Annotated in this window: 21 protein-coding genes and 1 pseudogene; 10 read left to right on the forward strand and 12 right to left on the reverse strand. The window is 69.8% G+C overall.

Annotated elements, in window-relative coordinates; all coding sequences use genetic code 11:
* Nucleotides 1-202: 202 nt before the first annotated feature.
* The 7 genes from QA861_RS00330 to QA861_RS00360 form a co-directional block, all read right to left on the reverse strand.
* Nucleotides 203-442 (reverse strand): DUF6207 family protein, encoded by a 240-nt coding sequence (locus QA861_RS00330; protein WP_334586152.1) that lies wholly within the window; start codon nt 440-442, stop codon nt 203-205.
* Nucleotides 443-554: 112 nt separating this feature from the next.
* Nucleotides 555-845 carry a hypothetical protein gene (locus QA861_RS00335; RefSeq protein WP_334586153.1) on the reverse strand — a complete coding sequence of 97 codons (291 nt, stop codon included), beginning with the start codon at nt 843-845 and terminating at the stop codon, nt 555-557.
* A gap of 26 nt (nt 846-871) precedes the next feature.
* Nucleotides 872-1,291: a hypothetical protein gene (locus QA861_RS00340; RefSeq protein ID WP_334586154.1), complete on the reverse strand. Its 420-nt coding sequence runs from the start codon at nt 1,289-1,291 to the stop codon at nt 872-874.
* Nucleotides 1,288-1,548 (reverse strand): hypothetical protein, encoded by a 261-nt coding sequence (locus tag QA861_RS00345; protein ID WP_334586155.1) that lies wholly within the window; start codon nt 1,546-1,548, stop codon nt 1,288-1,290. Before QA861_RS00345 ends, QA861_RS00340 begins: the two co-directional genes overlap by 4 nt.
* Nucleotides 1,549-1,626: 78 nt before the next feature.
* On the reverse strand, nt 1,627-2,037 hold the full coding sequence (locus tag QA861_RS00350; RefSeq protein ID WP_334590412.1) for a DUF6415 family natural product biosynthesis protein: 411 nt from the start codon (nt 2,035-2,037) through the stop codon (nt 1,627-1,629).
* A 44-nt stretch (nt 2,038-2,081) separates the two neighbouring features.
* Complete coding sequence (locus tag QA861_RS00355; RefSeq protein ID WP_334586156.1) at nt 2,082-2,309, reverse strand: hypothetical protein; 228 nt, start codon at nt 2,307-2,309, stop codon at nt 2,082-2,084.
* 6 nt (nt 2,310-2,315) lie between these two features.
* The gene (locus tag QA861_RS00360) at nt 2,316-3,008 is read right to left on the reverse strand and encodes a TetR/AcrR family transcriptional regulator C-terminal domain-containing protein (RefSeq protein WP_334586157.1); all 693 of its coding nucleotides are present in this window, start codon (nt 3,006-3,008) and stop codon (nt 2,316-2,318) included.
* A gap of 62 nt (nt 3,009-3,070) precedes the next feature.
* Here QA861_RS00360 and QA861_RS00365 point away from each other — a divergent pair, with 62 nt between their 5' ends.
* The 3 genes from QA861_RS00365 (at nt 3,071) to QA861_RS00375 (ending at nt 5,219) form a co-directional block, all read left to right on the forward strand.
* Nucleotides 3,071-3,667 (forward strand): hypothetical protein, encoded by a 597-nt coding sequence (locus QA861_RS00365; RefSeq protein ID WP_334586158.1) that lies wholly within the window; start codon nt 3,071-3,073, stop codon nt 3,665-3,667.
* Nucleotides 3,668-3,803: 136 nt separating this feature from the next.
* A complete protein-coding gene (locus QA861_RS00370) occupies nt 3,804-4,139 on the forward strand; it encodes a 2OG-Fe(II)-dependent halogenase WelO5 family protein (protein WP_443041533.1) in 336 nt (111 codons plus the stop codon).
* A gap of 24 nt (nt 4,140-4,163) precedes the next feature.
* Nucleotides 4,164-5,219 (forward strand): threonine/serine dehydratase, encoded by a 1,056-nt coding sequence (locus QA861_RS00375; RefSeq protein WP_334586160.1) that lies wholly within the window; start codon nt 4,164-4,166, stop codon nt 5,217-5,219.
* 520 nt (nt 5,220-5,739) lie between these two features.
* On the opposite strand, the gene QA861_RS00380 is transcribed toward QA861_RS00375, so the two are convergent.
* Complete coding sequence (locus QA861_RS00380; RefSeq protein WP_334586161.1) at nt 5,740-6,285, reverse strand: hypothetical protein; 546 nt, start codon at nt 6,283-6,285, stop codon at nt 5,740-5,742.
* A 155-nt stretch (nt 6,286-6,440) separates the two neighbouring features.
* Between QA861_RS00380 and QA861_RS00385 the strand changes: the two genes are divergently transcribed.
* Nucleotides 6,441-6,614: a hypothetical protein gene (locus QA861_RS00385; RefSeq protein WP_334586162.1), complete on the forward strand. Its 174-nt coding sequence runs from the start codon at nt 6,441-6,443 to the stop codon at nt 6,612-6,614.
* A 45-nt stretch (nt 6,615-6,659) separates the two neighbouring features.
* On the opposite strand, the gene QA861_RS00390 is transcribed toward QA861_RS00385, so the two are convergent.
* Nucleotides 6,660-8,078 (reverse strand): hypothetical protein, encoded by a 1,419-nt coding sequence (locus tag QA861_RS00390; protein WP_334586163.1) that lies wholly within the window; start codon nt 8,076-8,078, stop codon nt 6,660-6,662.
* Nucleotides 8,075-8,224, reverse strand: a complete 150-nt coding sequence (locus QA861_RS00395; protein ID WP_334586164.1) for a hypothetical protein — start codon at nt 8,222-8,224, stop codon at nt 8,075-8,077. The genes QA861_RS00390 and QA861_RS00395 overlap by 4 nt, the downstream gene beginning before the upstream one ends.
* A gap of 647 nt (nt 8,225-8,871) precedes the next feature.
* Between QA861_RS00395 and QA861_RS00400 the strand changes: the two genes are divergently transcribed.
* Nucleotides 8,872-9,030: a hypothetical protein gene (locus QA861_RS00400; protein WP_334586165.1), complete on the forward strand. Its 159-nt coding sequence runs from the start codon at nt 8,872-8,874 to the stop codon at nt 9,028-9,030.
* Nucleotides 9,031-9,353: 323 nt separating this feature from the next.
* Nucleotides 9,354-10,148: a hypothetical protein gene (locus QA861_RS00405; protein ID WP_334586166.1), complete on the forward strand. Its 795-nt coding sequence runs from the start codon at nt 9,354-9,356 to the stop codon at nt 10,146-10,148.
* 162 nt (nt 10,149-10,310) lie between these two features.
* Here QA861_RS00405 and QA861_RS00410 read toward each other — a convergent pair whose 3' ends face one another.
* Together QA861_RS00410 and QA861_RS00415 are read right to left on the reverse strand one after the other, a co-directional pair.
* Nucleotides 10,311-10,862, reverse strand: coding sequence for a hypothetical protein (locus QA861_RS00410; protein WP_334586167.1), 552 nt, complete (start codon nt 10,860-10,862; stop codon nt 10,311-10,313).
* Nucleotides 10,859-11,629 (reverse strand): hypothetical protein, encoded by a 771-nt coding sequence (locus QA861_RS00415; RefSeq protein ID WP_334586168.1) that lies wholly within the window; start codon nt 11,627-11,629, stop codon nt 10,859-10,861. Before QA861_RS00415 ends, QA861_RS00410 begins: the two co-directional genes overlap by 4 nt.
* 309 nt (nt 11,630-11,938) lie before the next feature.
* On the opposite strand from QA861_RS00415, the pseudogene QA861_RS00420 reads away from it, so the two are divergent.
* From QA861_RS00420 to QA861_RS00435, 4 genes and pseudogenes are all read left to right on the forward strand, one after another.
* Nucleotides 11,939-12,268, forward strand: a pseudogene (locus tag QA861_RS00420) (ISL3 family transposase); the annotation flags it as partial.
* A gap of 158 nt (nt 12,269-12,426) precedes the next feature.
* The gene (locus tag QA861_RS00425) at nt 12,427-13,302 is read left to right on the forward strand and encodes a lipase family protein (RefSeq protein ID WP_334586169.1); all 876 of its coding nucleotides are present in this window, start codon (nt 12,427-12,429) and stop codon (nt 13,300-13,302) included.
* The gene (locus QA861_RS00430) at nt 13,299-17,402 is read left to right on the forward strand and encodes a caspase family protein (RefSeq protein WP_334586170.1); all 4,104 of its coding nucleotides are present in this window, start codon (nt 13,299-13,301) and stop codon (nt 17,400-17,402) included. Before QA861_RS00425 ends, QA861_RS00430 begins: the two co-directional genes overlap by 4 nt.
* Nucleotides 17,320-17,619, forward strand: a complete 300-nt coding sequence (locus tag QA861_RS00435; protein ID WP_443041419.1) for a transposase — start codon at nt 17,320-17,322, stop codon at nt 17,617-17,619. The genes QA861_RS00430 and QA861_RS00435 overlap by 83 nt, the downstream gene beginning before the upstream one ends.
* Nucleotides 17,620-17,686: the final 67 nt, after the last annotated feature.

Below are 17,686 nucleotides of genomic sequence, written 5' to 3' on the forward strand. Positions count from 1 at the left end.
TCCAGGCCCGGGTGACTCAAAAAGCCGGGCTTCCACGCCGTCTGCCGTGGATCTGCTGCCCGCCCGGGTCGGCCTGGCGAACCAGGGTGGGCGGGAGAAAGGCCAATCACATTGACGGCAGCCTCCGCCCGAGGCTCAACCGAAGCCGGGGCAGCCGACATTTTCTGTCTCGCAGGACGCCCAGACGTCGCAGGCCTCGCCGCTACGACAGGATTTCCTGTGCGTCTGAAGGGACTTGGACGACGGGCTGGCGCAGGTCCAGGTAGCAGCGCAGCCGTACACCGGGCTGACCGGCGTCCCGCGTCGTCTGCTCCGTGATCGATGTAGCCCAGCGTTCGGCGAGCAGTTGCTGGACGGCGAGCGCGGTGGCGTCGTCTGCGGCTGCGACGTCGACGACAACCAGGCCCGGCCGGCTTACATGCGTCTCGTTGATCGGGTCCATGTACATCACTACGCCCAGGCTCCCAAGGGGAGTTCCGCCGGTGCGGGGTCTTCACCCGACCGAGTGGCGCCGTGCTCGGGCCAGTACGTCAGTGGCGCGCTGGCCGCCGGCCTCACCGCTCCCACAGCGGGCGGGCAAGCCCGGTCCCGCCGCAGTGGAAGCAGCGGCCCGAGCGGGCAGTTCCCGGCGTGCCGATGGTGTCGGCGGCGTCCAGCAGGAGCCGGGTGAGGCCGGTCAGGTGGTCCTTGTGCAGCGCGAGGTCATGGCGCCTGCCCACCATGATGTCCAGGGCGACGTCGGGGCCAAGGGTCCGGGCGTCCCAGCTGATGCCGCGCGTGGCGGTGGAGATCATGTCGTACAGGTCGCTGGTGGTCTGCGGCAATCCGGCTGCCGGTGAGGGCACTTGCCCATGGCCGTCCGGTCCGTGCTTTATGTCGCGCCGGTGAGCGAGGCCGGCGCGGGCTGCCACCACGGGGGCGGGACCGGGCCCGTGGCGTGGGTGTTGGGCCAGTCCTCCAGCAGGCGGTCGTCCTGGTGGTCGTCCCGGTGACCGCGGTCGCGGTCGCAGTACCAGCGGCCGAGGCGCGAGGAGTGCATCGCCGGGCAGGTCAGCTTCCCGCCGAACCGTACCCGGATCTCGTCCTCGATCCCGGGGGTCGGTTCCACATCGAAGGAGGCCGCCTCCACCGCGGACACGACAGCCCGCACGGCGTTCATCGCCGCCTCCGCGTCGGCATCGGACCACACACGCAGGTAACCCCCGCGGTGCACGTCCCGGGAGAATGCCGAGCCGATGATGACGAACGGGTGCCGGCCACCGATCAGGGCGCGCTCGGTCACCTCGGTCACGAACTCATGCGGGTCAACGAGCACATAGCCGGTCCGCCGCAGTGCACCGCCGCGGCCGTCCTCGTACGGGTGCAGGCGACGGCCGTCGATATCGCGAGGACGCCGCCCGTGACCGCGTCGGCGACCCGGTACCGATCCGTTCCACGGTCCCGGTCCAGGATCCGTACGTACCGGGGCGGGCCGCTCGCGGACGCGCACGACCGGTAGATCTGGCCGCGCTGCAGATGGACCTGCGCGACCGAGAGTTCATCGTCCACAGCATCTCCAGGAGAGTGTTCAGCAGCCTCGAAACCCTATCGGGGCCCTTCCGCGCGATTGTCGGCCCGGAACATGGGTCAGCTGCTGCTCGGTGCCACGGTCTGCGGGGCGGGCGCGGCCTCCAGCCGGTCAAGCCGTTCGTAGAGGGCACGCACGAGGCGGGCGCGGTTCTGGACGCAGTGCACGGTGCCCTCGATCGTCGCGGACAGCCGGCCTTCCGCCTCGCGCAGCACGACGTCGGCGAGCGCCCTGCGCCCGCTGCTCTTCGGCAGCTGGCTCGCGCGGTGCCGGACGTCGGAGGCGACGGCGCGGGCGTGGCCGGTCAGCTGGAGGGCGATCTGCTCGTAGTCGCGTTCGGCGAGCGTGTCCTCGCCGGTCCACGCGAGGACGGCCTTGACGAGGCACTCGTACGGCTCGCGATCGAGGGGGAGCTCCGCCTCGATCAGCCCGTCGGGGTCGTACAGGACCGTGTGGCTGCTGGTGTGCATGGCGGGCCTCGCTGCTGGGGCGTCGTCGCGCGGGTGGCCGACGGTCACCGCTGGGGGTCCTCGCCGCCGCCGTCCCCGTCGTCCTGGTCCTCGCCGTGCTGACCGAGGAACCGGGCGAAGCCCCGGTCTGCTCGGGCCAGCAGGGCCGGGGAGGGAACGCCGTAGACGGGCGGCTTAAGGCCGCGGCCCTCCCGGGCCGAGGCGGTGGAGTCGGTGTGTGAGCGCGAGGGGGCGCCTTTTCTTCGGCTGGTGGGACTGTGGCTGCTGCCCATCGTCGGCTATTCCGCTTCGTGGGTAGGTTCGAGCCCCGTGTGGTCGTGGTCTTTGTCGGTGCGGGTGGGGTCGGCGGCGTGGATGAGTTGGCGGAGCCCGCCGAAGTAGACCTCGTGGTCGACCATGGCGGGCAGGATGGCGGCGAGGTGGCCGGTCAGCACCGGAAACTTCTCGGGGTCCAGCGCGGCCAACGCCCGCCGGGTGGCGGCCTGGGCGGACTTCGGGTCGCGGTGGTCGACGAAGCTCGCGCTGCCCAGGGTGAGCAGGTAAAGCCGCCGGTAGCAGGTGATCGCCTCCGCGGCGGTCATGCCGGACGCGAGAGAGTCGGCGAGCTGCGGCTCGACCAGGCGCTTCAGCAGTTGCGGGCCGAGCCAGGGCCGGCCGCCGCGCAGGGCGACCAGGCCCGGATGGGCCGTCAGTAGCTCGTACAGCGCGGTGAAGCGGGTCTCGGTGGCGGTCGCCCAGTCGGTGCCGGGCGGGATCTCGGGCAGGTGGGCGGCGAGTTGGTCGGTCACCAGGTCCAGCAGGCCGGCCAGGTCGGTGCAGCGGCGCTGGAGCGAGGCGACGGAGATGTCCAGCGCGGAGGCGAGGGTGCGGAAGCTGAGTGTGCCGAGGCCTTGCTGATCCACGATCAACAGGGCTGTCTCGGCGATGCGTTCGGGAGTCGCGAGGTCCAGGGAAGCGGATTGCCGTGGCATGTGAGTCAGCGTACGGTACGGCGTATCGTCACGGTAGGCTTCCATCTCCTTACGGAGGCGACATGCCCCGCACCACGGCGCTCGACCCGCTGTTCACCGCCGTGAACACTGCGGCCTTCACCGACCGGCACCTGGCCAACCTCGCGGCCGGCTCCCTCGCTGCCGTCCGAGTTCCCGACTTCCTCGACCGGCAGACCTGTGTCAGCGCGCTGGCCGCGCTGGACCGGCTGCCCACCGCCGACTACGACCCGGCCCGGGTGCCGACCCCGATCCTCCGCTTCGGCCCGGCGCTCAACGACTACCGCGTCCAGCAGGACGGCCGGCTGGACGCCGAGCGGTACTGGCGCGACGCCGAGGCGGCCCGGGCGGCCTGGCACCGGGCCGGGATGCGCCCGGACCCGATCACCGTCTCGCTGGCCCGGCTCGGCTCCGCCTGGGGCGCCGCCGTCACCGCGGCCACCATCGGCGGCAGGGCGGTCTTCGGCGGAACCCTGCGCGAAATCAACGCCGGGGCCCTGGTCCACTACTTGGCGGTGGTGCCGCCCTTGGTGCCGCGGCCGACGGCCAGTTCACCGCTGCCCGTCTGGACCGAGGTGAAGCCGGACTTGTCCTCGGAGTGCTGGTCGAACTCGCCGACGTACAGATGGAGTTTCCCGTAGCGGGTCTCCGTCTTGCTCGCATCGGCCGGGTCGGTCCACTCCCAGCCCTCCTGCGCGTCGAAGGTCCCGGTGACCTGCACCCAGGTGTCGGTCTCGGCGACATCGCCGCCCGGCACCTCGGCGCTCTCGGTGCTCGATCACCCGGGAGTTCTCCGCCGGGCTCTTCGACCAAGAGGTCGTCGCTCAGCTCGCGTTCAACGTCTGGGTGGCCGTCCCCGCCACCGGCGGGGCGACCACCGTGTGGCGCCACCGCTGGGAGCCGGCCGACGAACAGCACCGCCAGGCGTACGGCTACCAGCTCCAGACCGTCGGGCACTGCCAGCGGGTCAGCCTGCGGCCGGAGCTCGGCGACGGACTGCTGTTCAACCCGGCCAACTTCCACGCGGTCGATCCCTGCCCCGGCCAGCGGCGGATCGCCTTCGCCCTCTTCCTGGCGCTCACCACCAACGGCCAGCTCATCGCCTGGTCCTGACCCTCTCCCAGCAGGAGCAACAACGTGCACCAGCTCACGTACGGCGACATCAAGGCAGCAACCGACCGGATCGCCGGACGCATCCGCCCCGTCACCCTCGCCCCCGTCGACCCCGGCGCTATCCGCACCGCACACCGTGACCCCCTGGACGACCGCGAGCCACAGGACTGCGAGGTATGGCTCGCGCTGGAGTACATGCAGCACACCGGCTCCTTCAAGGCCCGCGGCGCCCAGAACTTCATCCAGGCCCACCGCGAGGCCGGCACCCTCCCGGAGGCGGGGGTGACCATCGCCTCCGGCGGCAACGCCGGACTCGCGTGCGCGTGGGCGGCCCAGCAGCAGGGCGTGCGGGCCACGGTGTTCCTCCCGGCCACCGCCCCGGAGGTCAAGGTCGCCAAGCTCCGCGGCTACGGCGCGGACGTGCGCCTGGTGGGCTCGGAGTACGCCGAAGCGCTCGCCGCCTGCGAGAACTTCACGGCCGCGACCGGTGCACTCCCCTCCCACGCCTACGATCACCCCCTGATCGCCGCCGGGGCCGGCACCCTGCTGGAGGAGATCCGCACCCAGATCCCGGGCCTGGACACCGTGGTGGTCGCCGTCGGCGGCGGCGGCCTGTTCGCCGGCATCGCCACCGCCGCCCAGCACCACGGCATCCGCACCGTCGCCGTGGAACCGGAGAACTGCCGCGCCCTCAACGCCGCCCTCGAGGCCGGCCACCTCGTCGATGTCACCGTGGACTCCGTCGCCGCCGACTCCCTCGGCGCACGCCGCACCTCCGCCATGGCACTGCACGCCGCCCAGCAGGAACGCGTGCACTCCGTGCTCGTACCGGACAGCGAGATCATCCGGGCCCGCCAGGCACTGTGGGACCACCGCCGCATCGCCGTGGAGCACGGAGCGGCAACCGCGCTCGCCGCCCTCACAGCCGCGCCGCACCATGTACCCCACCGCGACCTGCCCACCAGGCCCACCGGGCCGTCCCGCAACTACCGCCCCGCCAACGGCGAGAAGGTCGCCGTCGTGCTGTGCGGAGCGAACACAGACCCCGCACAGCTCACCTGGCAAACCCCCGAGCACTGACCCACCAGCCCGAAAGAGAAGCCCCGTTCCTGGAACGGCGGTTTCTAGGGATCGTCGCAACACGTGGTCGGTTGTGTCAGAAGCCGTAGTCCTATCGACCGTGAGGGCGGTTTTGGTCGAACGGGTTGCCTGGTCGGGTGATTTCGGCCGGGTCGGTGCATGAAGGCAGGACCTCCGGTGCAGCACGAGGGTTGCGAAGCCAACTCGTCTACGCCCGGAGGTCCTGTTGTCGCAGTTCTACGCCGTTTCGCCGGTTGTCTTCAACTCGGCGCGTTCTTCGTGCGTTTGCCTCGCTCACCGGTTCGGGAACGCGGCCGACCGGCCGGTTCCCGGTCTACGGCTCGGACATGACGGACGCGCAGTGGGCGGTGGTGCGCGACGCGCTGCCGGTCCCGGCGTGGATGGAGGGAAAGGGCGGGCACCGTTCAACCAGGCAGTCCGTGACAGCGGACGGTCCGTCGTTGAAACGCACCGGCGCCGGCCACCCATCACGAAGGTGGCACCGGGCCCTGACGGGCGCTCAGCGTTCGGCCTCCGCCCGCTCTATCCCCCTCTGTTCACGTATGTGGGCGTCAATCACTCGGGCCTTGCGTATGGGCTCAGTCGGCTCTGGCAGTGGTTCGCCACGGACCGCCGCTCCCAGGCACTCCAGGCCGTATGAGCAGACCGTCCAAGGCAACAAGAGCGATCCCCCGTGCACCAGGTAGTCGGTCAGTTCGTGAGTCATGCCCATGTAGCCGAGCACCTCTTCGATCCGCTCCCGAAGTTCCTTGTCGCGGATGCGGAGGACGGTGGGTTCCACCTGCGCGGCGAGCTGGCTCAGCTCCTGATCCCACGCGCCGAACCCTCTGTTGTCCTGAGGAAGATCTCGCGCCCGCTGCTTGATCACGTACAGCTGAATGATCATTTCCTCCACGGCGGCCTCGGCCTTCTCCTCTATTCGAAAGTCTCGCGTCGCCTTCGCCTGACGGTTCTGGGCCACCACCGAGGCCCAGATCGACAGTCCGCCACCGACCGCGGTACCCACCAAGGTGCCCGCGAGCCCCACCCACACCGATCCGTCCATACGGATCATCATGCCGACGGGACCAACCCCGTGGGGTGATCCCGTCAAGTCCTGTGAGTCCCGGAGTCCGGCCCAGCGCAGGCGGCTGAGGACGATCCGCGAGACAGCTGCGGTTTCAGTTCAGGCGGTGGCCGAGGGCCGACTGCGGCAGCGCGGTGCTGGTAGGCGCAGAGTCCTGGGGCGCCGAGGGCGAGGGGACCACGTGGACCGAGGCCGCGGCCGCCGTCGGCGCCTCCGCCCCGGACGCTTTCGGCGAACGGGTGCGCCGCAAGGCCAAGCTGCTCGGCGCCGAGCAGCGCCGGCGTGGAAGGCAACGACGGGTCGAGTGATCCGCCGGTGCGCCGGACTGGAGTGCCGGGGACGAAACCCGTCCGTCACTGCCGGCGCCGGTCGTACTCCGCCTTGAGGTACTTGAGGCGGCGGCGAACCTGTTGGCCCACGCGCGCCGCCTCCCCGGTGGGAACGCCGGCCTGCAGCGCGGCCTGGGTCCAGGTCGCTTCGGCGTCATCGGCGTAGGCGAGAGCCACGGACCGCTGGTCCGGATCCAGACGGCGCAGTACCCATTCGACACGGTCGTCGAAGCCTTCCAGCAGCGGATCGCCGACAGGGTCGCGAGCGCCGGAGGATGGTACGACGTCGTCGTCCTGGTCGAGCGCTTTGATGAAGCGGTGGCGGATCTCGCGCTCCCACTCGGGCTTGCCGTCAGTGGACGCACGCGTGACTGCGGCGCCCAACAGCCGCGCTATCGCCGCATCGGAGCGCGGCATGTCGTCCCAGGCGGGATTGAGCAAGCCACCCGCGGTCCGGGCACGCCAGCGGTCGGGCTTCTTACCGAGCAGGGACTGGGTCAGGTCGTCCAACTGAGCGTCGGGGCCGTCGCCACGGTGAACGACCGTGTGGCGTGCTTGCAAGGCAGCGGTGTAGGCCGAGCGTGCGGCGAAGCCGCTTCCCCACGTGCGGGCCCCCGATCGCTTCAGGTGCCGGTACAGCGTCATCAGGGCCTTGTCGGGGTGTCGACCGTGTGCCGGTGCGAGGGCGGCGGCGAGTTGCCCCAGCGGGGAGAGGGCGCCGCCCGCCCGCTTGGCGGCACCGTCACCGCCGATCCTCAGAATGATCGGTCCGAGCATGCCCGCTTCGACCCGTGCCCCGGGCGCCGGGCGCACCTCGCGGGTGACGAAGCGGTCCAAGGACATCGTCTCCAAGACCTGCACGACGCGCCACATCCACCGGCCGAGGAACCTGTCGGCCGCCGGGAAAGCGGGCACGGTGGGCGTGGTGCAGTCGTCGTGCACCAGACGCCCGAAGGCGTCGCGGCCACAGCGCGCCGTGTCGAACGCCCCCCAGGGGCAGGCGCGGGCACGCGGGGGCAGATGCTCGGACTGTTCGGCGAACACCTCACCCAACATCTCCGCCGCGGCGCGCAGCAGGTCCTCTCCTCCGTCTCCGGCGGGCATCAGGTCGCCCAGGACAGGGCCGAAGCCATAGGGGAAATGCTGCTGGAGAGCACGGCGGGCGGCCCTCACCCGGGCAACGACCTGGTTCAGCAACTCGATCTCGGCGCGGACGGGCCCGTCCGCGCACAGGCCGGCCAGCTGCCGCGGATCAGGGCGGGGCGTGTCGCCCAAGCGCACCTCTCGCGTCTGGACCGGAACACGCGCGCTGAGACCACAGTCCTCGCCGAGACCGGTGACCGGACCGGCGACCCAGTACGGTCCACGCCGGGCCGGGACGTGCACCAGCTCGATGTTCGTCCTCCCCACGTCGGCGCCGCTCGCGCGGCACCCCTTGGTCACCTGCGGTCCAGCAGCAGCACGGCCAGCGTCATCGCCGCGATCGCGACCGCGGCCGCGTCCGAGGAGCTCGCGCCCGCCGCCCGCAGCATGCCGAACACCAGGCCGCCGCACAACGCCAACACCAGCACCAGCACCCACAGGGGCATTTGAACCACCTCCAGCGGGCAGATCCATTCCGCCCTCACCTCATACCGCCGAGAAACACCCCGACCGACAAAAAACTTTGGACGGAATCTCCGACGCCTCGGGCGGCAGCGAGAGACGATCAATATCCCGTACCCGTTCGGAAGAGCAGCCTGAGGCTGATAGGCGCAGGGCCTTCTCACCTGCATCGATGCCTTGCCCCGGGAAGGGGGGCCGGACATCAATGCGGTGAGGGAATCAGCCGGTGTGGCAGCAGGCCACGATCACCGCTCCGCGCACGAACCATTGGCGAAGATCGTCATCGCGAACAGCGTCACGTGAGGTCGCCTCGCACGCCCTGTTGGGCGGCGCACTCGCCTTCGACAACCTGGTGTGCGACATGTGGCTGGGTCGGCGCGGACCTGGACCCGGACGAGATCGACGTGGAGCGCCTGTCTCTCCTTGCGGCAGGTCGCGTTCGGCGAACGGGTGCGCCACAAGACCAAACGGCTCGCTGGCGGACAGCGACGCTGTGCAGCACAGCGTCGCCCTGTTCCCACTGCCGCGCCGTGACCCGGATCACACCGGCATCCTGGAGATTCAATGCCGATGGCCCGCTCTCCCGGGACCGAGAGGTGAAGCATCCCTTTATGCAAGGAGCTGCCAGATCATGACCCTCCAGAACTCCGCATCGACCCAGGAGAGTTACCACATCGTCCCCGCCCGCGCAGGAACCGCGCAGACGTTCGTCGTCTCCACTGCTGACGGCGCCCGCCTGGGGCAGCAGAGCGAAGTGCCTCGCGATGAGGAGTGGCACGTACAGCATTGATACGGGAAGCGGTCCCAACGGCTCGCCGCCGAACAGCACCGTCGTGCCGCGCTGCAGCGTCCCCACGCACTTGGCGCCGACCGCTCGCGCGAGACCTCGATTCGGAGGAACGAGCAGTGAGATCAGACTGGCGAAGGAAGCTCATGGGCGGACCAGCGCCTCTTCCCACATCACCAGGTAGACCGCGGGGTGAACGGGGCCCGATGCCCATCGTGGAGACCGCTGCATACCTCACGCAGGCCTTGCCGAGATTCCCGCCGACACCGCAGGCGACACCGTCCGGATTTGGACGCGCACCGTCGTCTCTGCCCAGCGGGCCCGATTTGAACAACGTGCTGTCCGCCTCGGCCCACGGCGCCGTCATCGAAGACGAGATCCATGACCTGATTCGTCAGGCCGACAAAGAAGGAGCCTTCTGGCACCGCAGCAACCAGCCTGACCACGCCGAAGCCACGCGGGTCCTAAGCGTGATCATCTGGCCGACGGGCGGAGCTCTGGGGTCGGCACTGCCTCAGGTCATCGAACGCAACCTCGACGCCCTCTGCTCCAGAGTGCTCCTTGTCCCGCGCAGCGACCGATGGAGGGACGCCGTCTCCACAGCACTGCTCGGCGACTGGAACCGGGAATTGAACCACGATGTTGATCCGGCCACCGCGCTCAGCATGCTCAAGGCGGAGGCCCGTACGCATCACCGGCACTCGGTGCCCATCTGGCGGCGCGGGACCAGGCACGGGCGTGTGCTCTCCCTGGACGCCGACCTCGGCGGCCTGTCGCTGCACGACCTGGTCGCCGCCGACATGGACCTGCTCACCCACACGACGGACGGGGCGTATGAGGACGAGCGCCTCAACCGTGTGCTGCGCGGCCTGGCCGAAGCCGAACAGAAAGTGGTGCGCGCACGCGCCGCGCGCGAGGGCACCACCTGGACCGAGGCCGCAGCCGTCACCGGCGCCCCCGACCCGGTCGCCTTCGGAGAACGAGTCCGGCGCAAGGTCAGCCGGCTCGCCGCCGAACAGCACCGCCGAACTGCACAGCGCCGCCCTGCTCCCCCGGCGCGCGTCGCAGAAACTGCCCAAGAATCTTTGCTGGTAGGGCCGGAGCCCGGGACCGGGAGGTGAACCCCCTCTTTATCTCGTCGAAGGCACCCAAGCCACCATGATCCTGATCCTCCTCCTGGACCTTCTGGTCCTCGACCTCGGGCTCAGGATGAAGCCGGAGCTTGTCGCTACCGACAACGCCTCGTACCCCGGCAGTGCTCCGGAGGGGTGTGCTTCCGGTCCTCAGATCGAGGAGCCCCGGTTGCGGTTAGCGAAGGGGAGCGCTCCGTGAAGCGCGGTGAACTCCGCGATCAGCTCCGTCTCGGCTTGGCCGGCGGGCGGATCGTTCACGGTGCGCCAGGCGACCAGGAGCGTGTCGGAGTCGGCAAGGTGCCAGATGTACGCGCCGCCGCTGTGCCCGGCGTTGCGCCCCTGGCCCTGGCGGCGGTAGGCGTTCAGCCGGTTGCTCAACCCCTGGCGGCCAGCGGCCTTGCCGACGTACACCACCGTGGCGCCGGGCACCCAGGATCTGATCAGGTTGGCGGTCGTCGTGGTAGGGTCGTGGCCCTTGCGGTGGCCAGCTGGACTCCGTGCGAGATAGACCGGGGGCGCTGCGGAGGGGCGCAGCACGACGTAGATGCCCTCCCCGGCAGGGACATCGCTGTGCGGGAGGTCGGCGAACGGCACGAAGCCGACAAAGCCTCGGTCGGCCAGTGACACGTGGGTCAAGGGCGCGGTGCGGCCCGCTGAGGTCCCGGCCAAGCCGTCCGCGGCATGGTTGATTTCGGGTGTCATCGTGCTCCTGCTCCCGGAGGGTGGGGCTGGTTCCCATCCCCTACGGTGGCGGCCGTGGCCGCTGCGGTGCGGGCCATGGCCGTACGGCGGCGGGCCTGCTCGGCGGCGAGCCGTTTGACCTTGCGCCGTACCCGTTCACCGAAGGCATCCGGGTCCGCGGCAGCCGCGGCTTCGGCCCACGTGGTGCCCTCGCACTCGGCGTATGCGAACACGGTCGCCCGCTCGGCCGGTTCGAGGCCGCGCAGGACACAGTTGAGGCGGTCGTCCTCGACCACGCCGCCCGTCACACGGGCCAGCAGGTCGATGTCGGCGGCGACCAGGTCGTAGAACGAGAGCCCGTCACCCAGACTCGCGTCCAGCGACAGCACCCGCCCGTGCCGGGTACCCCGTCGCCACAACGGGGTCAGGTCCCTGTGGAGAGCACGGGCCTCGGCGCGCAGGGCAAGGACCGCAGTGTCGGGCAGCCGCCCGGTCTGCACGAGCGGATCGGACCAACTGCCCAGCAGAGCTGTCGACATCGCCTCCCTCCACTGGGCGCTGCTCGGCACCACCAGGACCTTGGCGGCGAACTCGTCCAGGAGCGCGCGTTCCGTGACACCGGTCTGCGGCTCGATCACCCCGCTGAACCGGCCCCTCAGATACAGCGACCGCCCAAGGTCCGACTCAAGGCAGTGCTCGTGGTCGACGCGGCTGGCCGGGGGACGGTCCGACAGCCGCACGCCGCCCTCGGCGGCCACCGCGACGACCACCACCACGCTGGACACCACGGGATGCTCTCCCGTGACAAGCCAGTGCGGCGGCGCGACGCGATCCCGGTGATACGCGGTCGACAAGCAGAGGGACTGGCCATAGTCGTCATTACGGGGCTGAGGATCCACGATGGTGCTCCTTCGACTAGTTGAGCGAACACCTCTCAGCGCCCGGGTGGGGCCCTACCGGCAATAAATCTTGAACGACTTCTCCGGCCGCGGCCAGGCATCACGGACGAGTGCTCCTCCTGGACGCCGACCTGGGCGGGCTGTCGCTGAACGCGTCCGGCGCAAGGCCAAGCGGCTCGCCGTCGAACAACACCGACGTCGGGACGGGTGTACGGCTATCACTGGCGGACGGTGGCCGACGTTCCGGTCGACGTGCGACGGGTGGTGGTCCGGGTGCGGCGTCTGGTGTGTCCCACGCGAGGCTGCCGCCACACCTTCCGCGAACAGGTGCCCGGGGTGCTGGAGCGATACCAACGACGCACCGCCTGCCTGATCAGGCAGGTCAGGGCCGTGGTCGAAGAGTTAGCGGGCCGGGCGGGATCACGTCTGCTGGCGATACTCGCGGTGGGCCTGTCCCGTCACACGGCTCTGCGCACCCTGCTGCACATCCCGTTGCCCGCCGGGCGGGTGCCCCGCGTGATCGGCGTCACCGCGGACTGGGCGGCGAGCGTGACTTCAGGCACTGGTGAGCGTGATCGCTGTACCGGCAAGGGCAGGGCCGCTTCCGGGTTTCGGGCGCTCACCGAACTGCCGCGCTCTACAGTTCTGTGCACGGCGTTCGGGGGCAAGTTCGGGGGGCACGGGGCATGGCACGTGTGGTGGCAGTGCACGGGATCGGTCAGCAGGCACGTGGGGAGCAGTCACTGCTCCGGCTGTGGTTACCGGCCCTCAACGACGGTCTCACCCGTGCCGAGGCTCCCGGTCTCCTGCGGGAGACGGAGGTGGCGGTGGCGGTGGCGTTCTATGGTGACGTGTTCCGTCCCGAGGGGCAGTTCCTGGCCGTCGGGGATCCTCCCTACACGGCCGCGGATGTCGAAGAGGGTTTTGAGCAGGAGCTGCTGCTGGCCTGGTGGCAGGCGGCCGCCGACAGTGATCCGGCCGTGGTCCCGCCGGACGCGGACACCCTGGTGGCCACGCCGCGCTCGGTGCAGGCCGCGCTGCGGGCGCTGTCCGGCTCGCGGTTCTTCGCCGGCCTCGCGCTGCGGGCGATGGTGTCCGACCTGAAACAGGTCAGCCGCTACCTCACCGACCCCGGCCTGCGTGCCAAGGCGCTCGCCCGCGTCACTGATCAGATCGGCGAGGACACCAGGGTCGTGGTCGCTCACTCGCTGGGCTCGGTGGTGGCCTATGAGGCGCTGTGTGCGCGCCCCGGCCACCAAGTGCGGGCCCTGGTTACCATCGGGTCCCCGCTGGGGATTGCGAACTTGATCCTGCACCGTCTCCAGCCGCCACCGCTCACGCTCGGAGACCGGCCGCGCGGGGTGTGGCCGGGCGGCGAGCGGCTGGTGTGGACGAATCTGGCCGACGGCGGCGACGTGGTCGCGCTGGTGAAGGATCTGCGCCCGGTCTTTGGGGAACGGGTGCGCTGCGCGGTGGTGCACAACGGTGCGACGGCGCACGATGCGTCGGCGTATCTGACGGACCGGCTGTGTGGGCAGGCGATCAGGGACGGGCTGGCGTGAGTGGCCCCAACGGTGCCCCGCGGGGCAGTGAAGGGCCGCGCCGGTATCTGATCGCGACCGCAGTCGCCCGCTATCTCAAGTGCGCTGACTGGGACCGCCCTGAACTGGTGGAGGCGCGGGAGCAGGTCATCGAGCTGTTCACGCAGCAGTTGGGCTACGACCACTACACCGCGCTCGGCCTGGACCCGACGCGGTTGCAGCTCACCGACCAGTTGCGGGCGTTCTGTACCTCGCAGGAGCGCCGCGAGGACGACCTAGTCGTCCTCTACCTCTCCGGGCATGGCGAGGTTCTCGAGGACGGTCATGAGCATGTGCTGCTGATGGCCGACACCGACCCGTCCGACGTCTCCTACACCTCGCTGCCCACCGTGAACCTCGTACGGGCGCTGCGCGGTACCAAGGTCCGCCGGCTCCTGCTGATGCTGGATACCTGCTACTCCGGACAGGGTGGCAACGAGCTCGCGGCCGCCGCGCTGGAGCGCCTTGGCGCGCAGTGGGGGCCGGGCACCCCCAGTCCGGGGCTGGTCGTCGTGTCCTCCGCGCAGCCCCATCAGCAGGCGAAGGCGGGCTTGTTCCCGCGGTTGCTGAAGGAGGCCGTGGGCAGTCAGGCCGCCGCGGGCCATGCGCCGGTCCACCTGTCGGTATCGGCGGTGGTGCAGCAGATGAACGACCATCCCGACCGGCCCGGCTACCAGCACATCAATCTCTCCCTGCTCGGGCTGACCGGTGAGCCGCCCGACTTCCTCACCAACCCGCGGCATGACATCCGCCTCACCGATGTCGACCTCGCCCTGCAGGATGCCGCCGAATTCGACGCTTACGCCCTGCAGCGAGAGACGGAGTTCACCACCCGCTTGCTAGTACGCGCGATGGGCTATCACGGGGATCCGGCGCTGGGCTGGTGGTTCTGCGGCCGCCACCAAGTGCTTGCGGAACTCGCCACCTGGCTCAACCAGACCGGCGACAGCGCACCGGAGGAGCCGGTGCCGCCCGATGTTCTCGCGGACGGCTGCGTGCGGGTGGTCATGGCCGGTCCGGGCTCGGGCAAGACGGCCGTGCTCGGCCTCGTCGGCGCGCTCACGATGCCCGATCGCCGCCGCGCCGTTCCCCTCGGCTCCCTCGGTCTGGATCCGGACTGGGTTCCCGGCGAGGGCATGATCGACGTCATCATGTACGCCCAGAACCTCACCGACAGCCAGGTCCTGGCCGGCCTCGCCGCCGCCGCCGGCTTCCGCTGCACGACCGTCGGTGAATTCCTTGAAGCCCTGGAGCACCGTAACCAGGACCGCGGGCGGCCGTTCACGGTGCTCATCGATGCTCTGGACGAAGCAGCCACCCCCGCCACCTTGTGCTCCCAGATCGTGCGGCCGCTCATCGAGCACTCGCGCGGGCGGATCCGCCTGCTCCTGGGCACCCGCCCCCACCTGCTCGACTGTCTCGGCCTCAGCAATCGGCCGGCGCACCGAGGTGGCCCGGTGATCGACCTCGACAGCGACCGCTACGCCGACCGTGAGGCGCTGCTGTCCTACACGATCCGCAACCTGGTCCAAAGCTGCCCCACCGCCCCCTACCGGCTAGAGGAAAACCGCGCCCTGCTGCGGCCCGTTGCCGAAGCCGTCGCGGCCGCGGCCGGCATGTCCTTCCTCGTCGCCCGCTTCGCCGCCTACACTCTCGCCTCCGCCGACACCGCCGTCACCGACCCGTTCGACCCACACTGGCGCGACAGCCTGCCGCGCCACGCCGGGCAGGCCATGCACGACGACCTCAACCAACGCCTCGGACCCGACGCCCAGCGCGTCACCGACCTGCTGCGCCCCCTCGCCTACGCCGAGGGCCAGGGCCTGCCCTGGGAAGACATCTGGGCGCCCCTCGCCTCCGCCGTCTCCGGCCGCCCCTACACCGACGACGACCTGCTCTGGCTGCGCCGCAACGCCGGCTCCTACGTCGTGGAGGCCACCGAGAACGGCCGCTCCGCCTACCGCCTCTACCACCAGGCCCTCACCGAACACCTCCGCGAAGACACCGACCCCACCCCCGTGCACGCCGCGTTCGTCGACACCCTCACCGACCGCGTCCCCTACCGCGGCGACGCCACCCGCGACTGGTCCCGCGCCCACCCCTACACCCTCCACCACCTCGCCACCCACACCGCCGCCTCAGGCCGCATCGACGACCTCCTCAGCAACGCCGAGTACCTCATCCATGCGGACCCTCATAGCCTCACTCCGCACCTGCGGCGGGCATCGAGCAGGCAGGCACGCCTGACCGCAGCGGTGTACCGCAATTCCTTCGATCTACACGCCGACGCCTCGGTGTCCATCCGCCGCAGTGTCCTTGCCCTCAACGCCGCCCGCGCCGGCGCCACCACACTGCTCGCACAGCTCAACCGCTGTGCCCACGCCACCGAGTGGATTCCGGCCTGGGCCACGGGCAATGACTTCGCTCATGCACTACGGACATCTATCACCGGACTCGACCGCGGAGTTGTAGGCATAGCGTGCAGTGTGCTTGAGGACCTTCCCGTCGGCCTCATTTCTGGACGTGACGGCGTATCCGTGTGGGATCTGTCTGCCGGGCGCCGCATCAGCAAACCGCTCACCGACCGGATGGTGGGGTCATTGGCCTGCAGCGTTCTTGCCGATCGCCCAGTCGCTGTCATCGCCGGCGGTAACACGGTGACCGTGTCAGATCTGGCTTCTGGACGCCTGATCTGCAAACCGTTCGTCCACGGCCCGGGCCCGGTTGTTGCTATGGCGTGTACGGTCCTCAGCGGTCGGCCTGTGGCCGTCATCGGTGGTGACACGGTGACGGTGTGGGATCTGGCTTCCGGACGCCGCATCGGTGAACCGTTCACCCCAGGACGTAGCCCGGTGCGTTCCATTTCCTGCAGCCTCCTTGACGGCGGTGCGGTTGCCGTCATCAGCGGCCTCCGCTTCGACGGCGGCAGCGCTGGAACGGTGTCGGTGTGGGACCTGGCCACCGGGCGTCGCGTCGGTACCTCATTCGCCCCAGGCCATAGGCCGGTGGCCTCCGTTTCCTGCGCCACGCTGGACGGCCAGCCCGTCGCTGTTACCGCAGATGGCACGGTGGAGGTCTGGGACCTGGCCACGGGACACCACCTCCGCAGATTCTTGGCCCCTTACGACGACATGGTGCGCTCCGTGGCTTGCACCGTGCTCGACGGCCGTCCCGTGGTCGTCGCCGCTGGCGCCAGGGTGGCGGTGTGGGATCTGGCCACTGGACGCCGCATCGGCAGACCTCTGATTCACCCTGGCGGCCCGGCGGACACCCTTGAGTGCACCGTCCTCGATGACCGGCCTGTCGCCGTAACGGGTAGCAGTATCGGAACCGTACGCGTCTGGGACCTGTCTGACCTTGCGTCGCCTGATGATCCGCGTGCTGTCTCAGACAACGCGTTCATGTCGTCCGTAGCTTGCACCACCCTCAACGGCCAGCTCGTTGCCGTCACCGGTGGTGAGACCGTGTCGATCTGGGACCTTGCCTCCGGACAGCGCATCAGCCAATCCCCCGCCCTAGAGGGCGACTGTGCGCGCTCGGTTTCCTGCACTGTGCTCGGCGACCGGCCCGTTGCCGTCACCGGTGGTGAGACCGTGTCGATCTGGGACCTTGCCTCCGGACAGCGCATCAGCAGCCTCTCTATCAGTCAAGACGGGCCGGTGCACTCCTTGGCGTGCAGCACCGTCGATGGCAGACCGGTTGCCGCCATCGGCGGCGATGGCACGGTGTCGATGTGGGATCTGGCCTCCGGACACCGCATCGGCAGATCTGATACTCCTGCAGGAGGTCACTGGAGTAGCCGGGTGCACACCGTGGCGTGCACGATGCTCGACGGTCGCGCCACTGTGGTCACCGGCGGCCCCGCACTGTCGATGTGGGACCTGACGACCGCACGCAGGATCGGCGAACCTTACGTCCAAGAGGGCCTGGGCTTGATCCGCTTTGACGGACATTCGAGATCAGGGGTTCTACCCCGGGAGGATGTCCATCATGGAGAGCATGGGGAAGAAGAAGCCTCGCCCTCGCCGTTCGTTCACGCCGGAGTTCAAGGCCGAGATCGTCGAGCTGTGCCGACGCGGTGACCGCTCGGTCGGTCAGATCGCCAAGGACTTCGATCTGACCGAGACCGCGGTGCGGCTGTGGGTCAGCCAGGCCGAGGTCGACGCGGGCGAGCGGGACGGCCTGACCAGCGGTGAACGCGAGGAACTGGCGTCCCTGCGGCGGGAGAACCGCCGGCTGCGCGAGGACGTGGAGGTCCTCAAGCGTGCGACGGCTTTCTTCGCGAAGGAGACCCGGTGACGGTCCACCCGTTCATCGAGGCGGAGAAGCGTGCAGGTCACAGCGTCAAACGGGCGTGTGAACTGCT

The sequence above is a fragment of the Streptomyces sp. B21-083 genome (genome assembly GCF_036898825.1).
Lineage (GTDB): Bacteria > Actinomycetota > Actinomycetes > Streptomycetales > Streptomycetaceae > Streptomyces.

Excerpts from the sequence above, each read along its gene's own strand:
- QA861_RS00330 (WP_334586152.1), bottom strand. The coding sequence starts at position 442 with ATGGACCCGATCAACGAGACGCATGTAAGCCGGCCGGGCCTGGTTGTC.
- QA861_RS00350 (WP_334590412.1), bottom strand. The coding sequence starts at position 2,037 with ATGCACACCAGCAGCCACACGGTCCTGTACGACCCCGACGGGCTGATC.
- QA861_RS00355 (WP_334586156.1), bottom strand. The coding sequence starts at position 2,309 with ATGGGCAGCAGCCACAGTCCCACCAGCCGAAGAAAAGGCGCCCCCTCG.
- QA861_RS00360 (WP_334586157.1), bottom strand. The coding sequence starts at position 3,008 with ATGCCACGGCAATCCGCTTCCCTGGACCTCGCGACTCCCGAACGCATC.
- QA861_RS00365 (WP_334586158.1), top strand. The coding sequence starts at position 3,071 with ATGCCCCGCACCACGGCGCTCGACCCGCTGTTCACCGCCGTGAACACT.
- QA861_RS00380 (WP_334586161.1), bottom strand. The coding sequence starts at position 6,285 with ATGGACGGATCGGTGTGGGTGGGGCTCGCGGGCACCTTGGTGGGTACC.
- QA861_RS00395 (WP_334586164.1), bottom strand. The coding sequence starts at position 8,224 with ATGCCCCTGTGGGTGCTGGTGCTGGTGTTGGCGTTGTGCGGCGGCCTG.
- QA861_RS00400 (WP_334586165.1), top strand. The coding sequence starts at position 8,872 with ATGACCCTCCAGAACTCCGCATCGACCCAGGAGAGTTACCACATCGTC.
- QA861_RS00410 (WP_334586167.1), bottom strand. The coding sequence starts at position 10,862 with ATGACACCCGAAATCAACCATGCCGCGGACGGCTTGGCCGGGACCTCA.
- QA861_RS00425 (WP_334586169.1), top strand. The coding sequence starts at position 12,427 with ATGGCACGTGTGGTGGCAGTGCACGGGATCGGTCAGCAGGCACGTGGG.
- QA861_RS00435 (WP_443041419.1), top strand. The coding sequence starts at position 17,320 with ATGGGGAAGAAGAAGCCTCGCCCTCGCCGTTCGTTCACGCCGGAGTTC.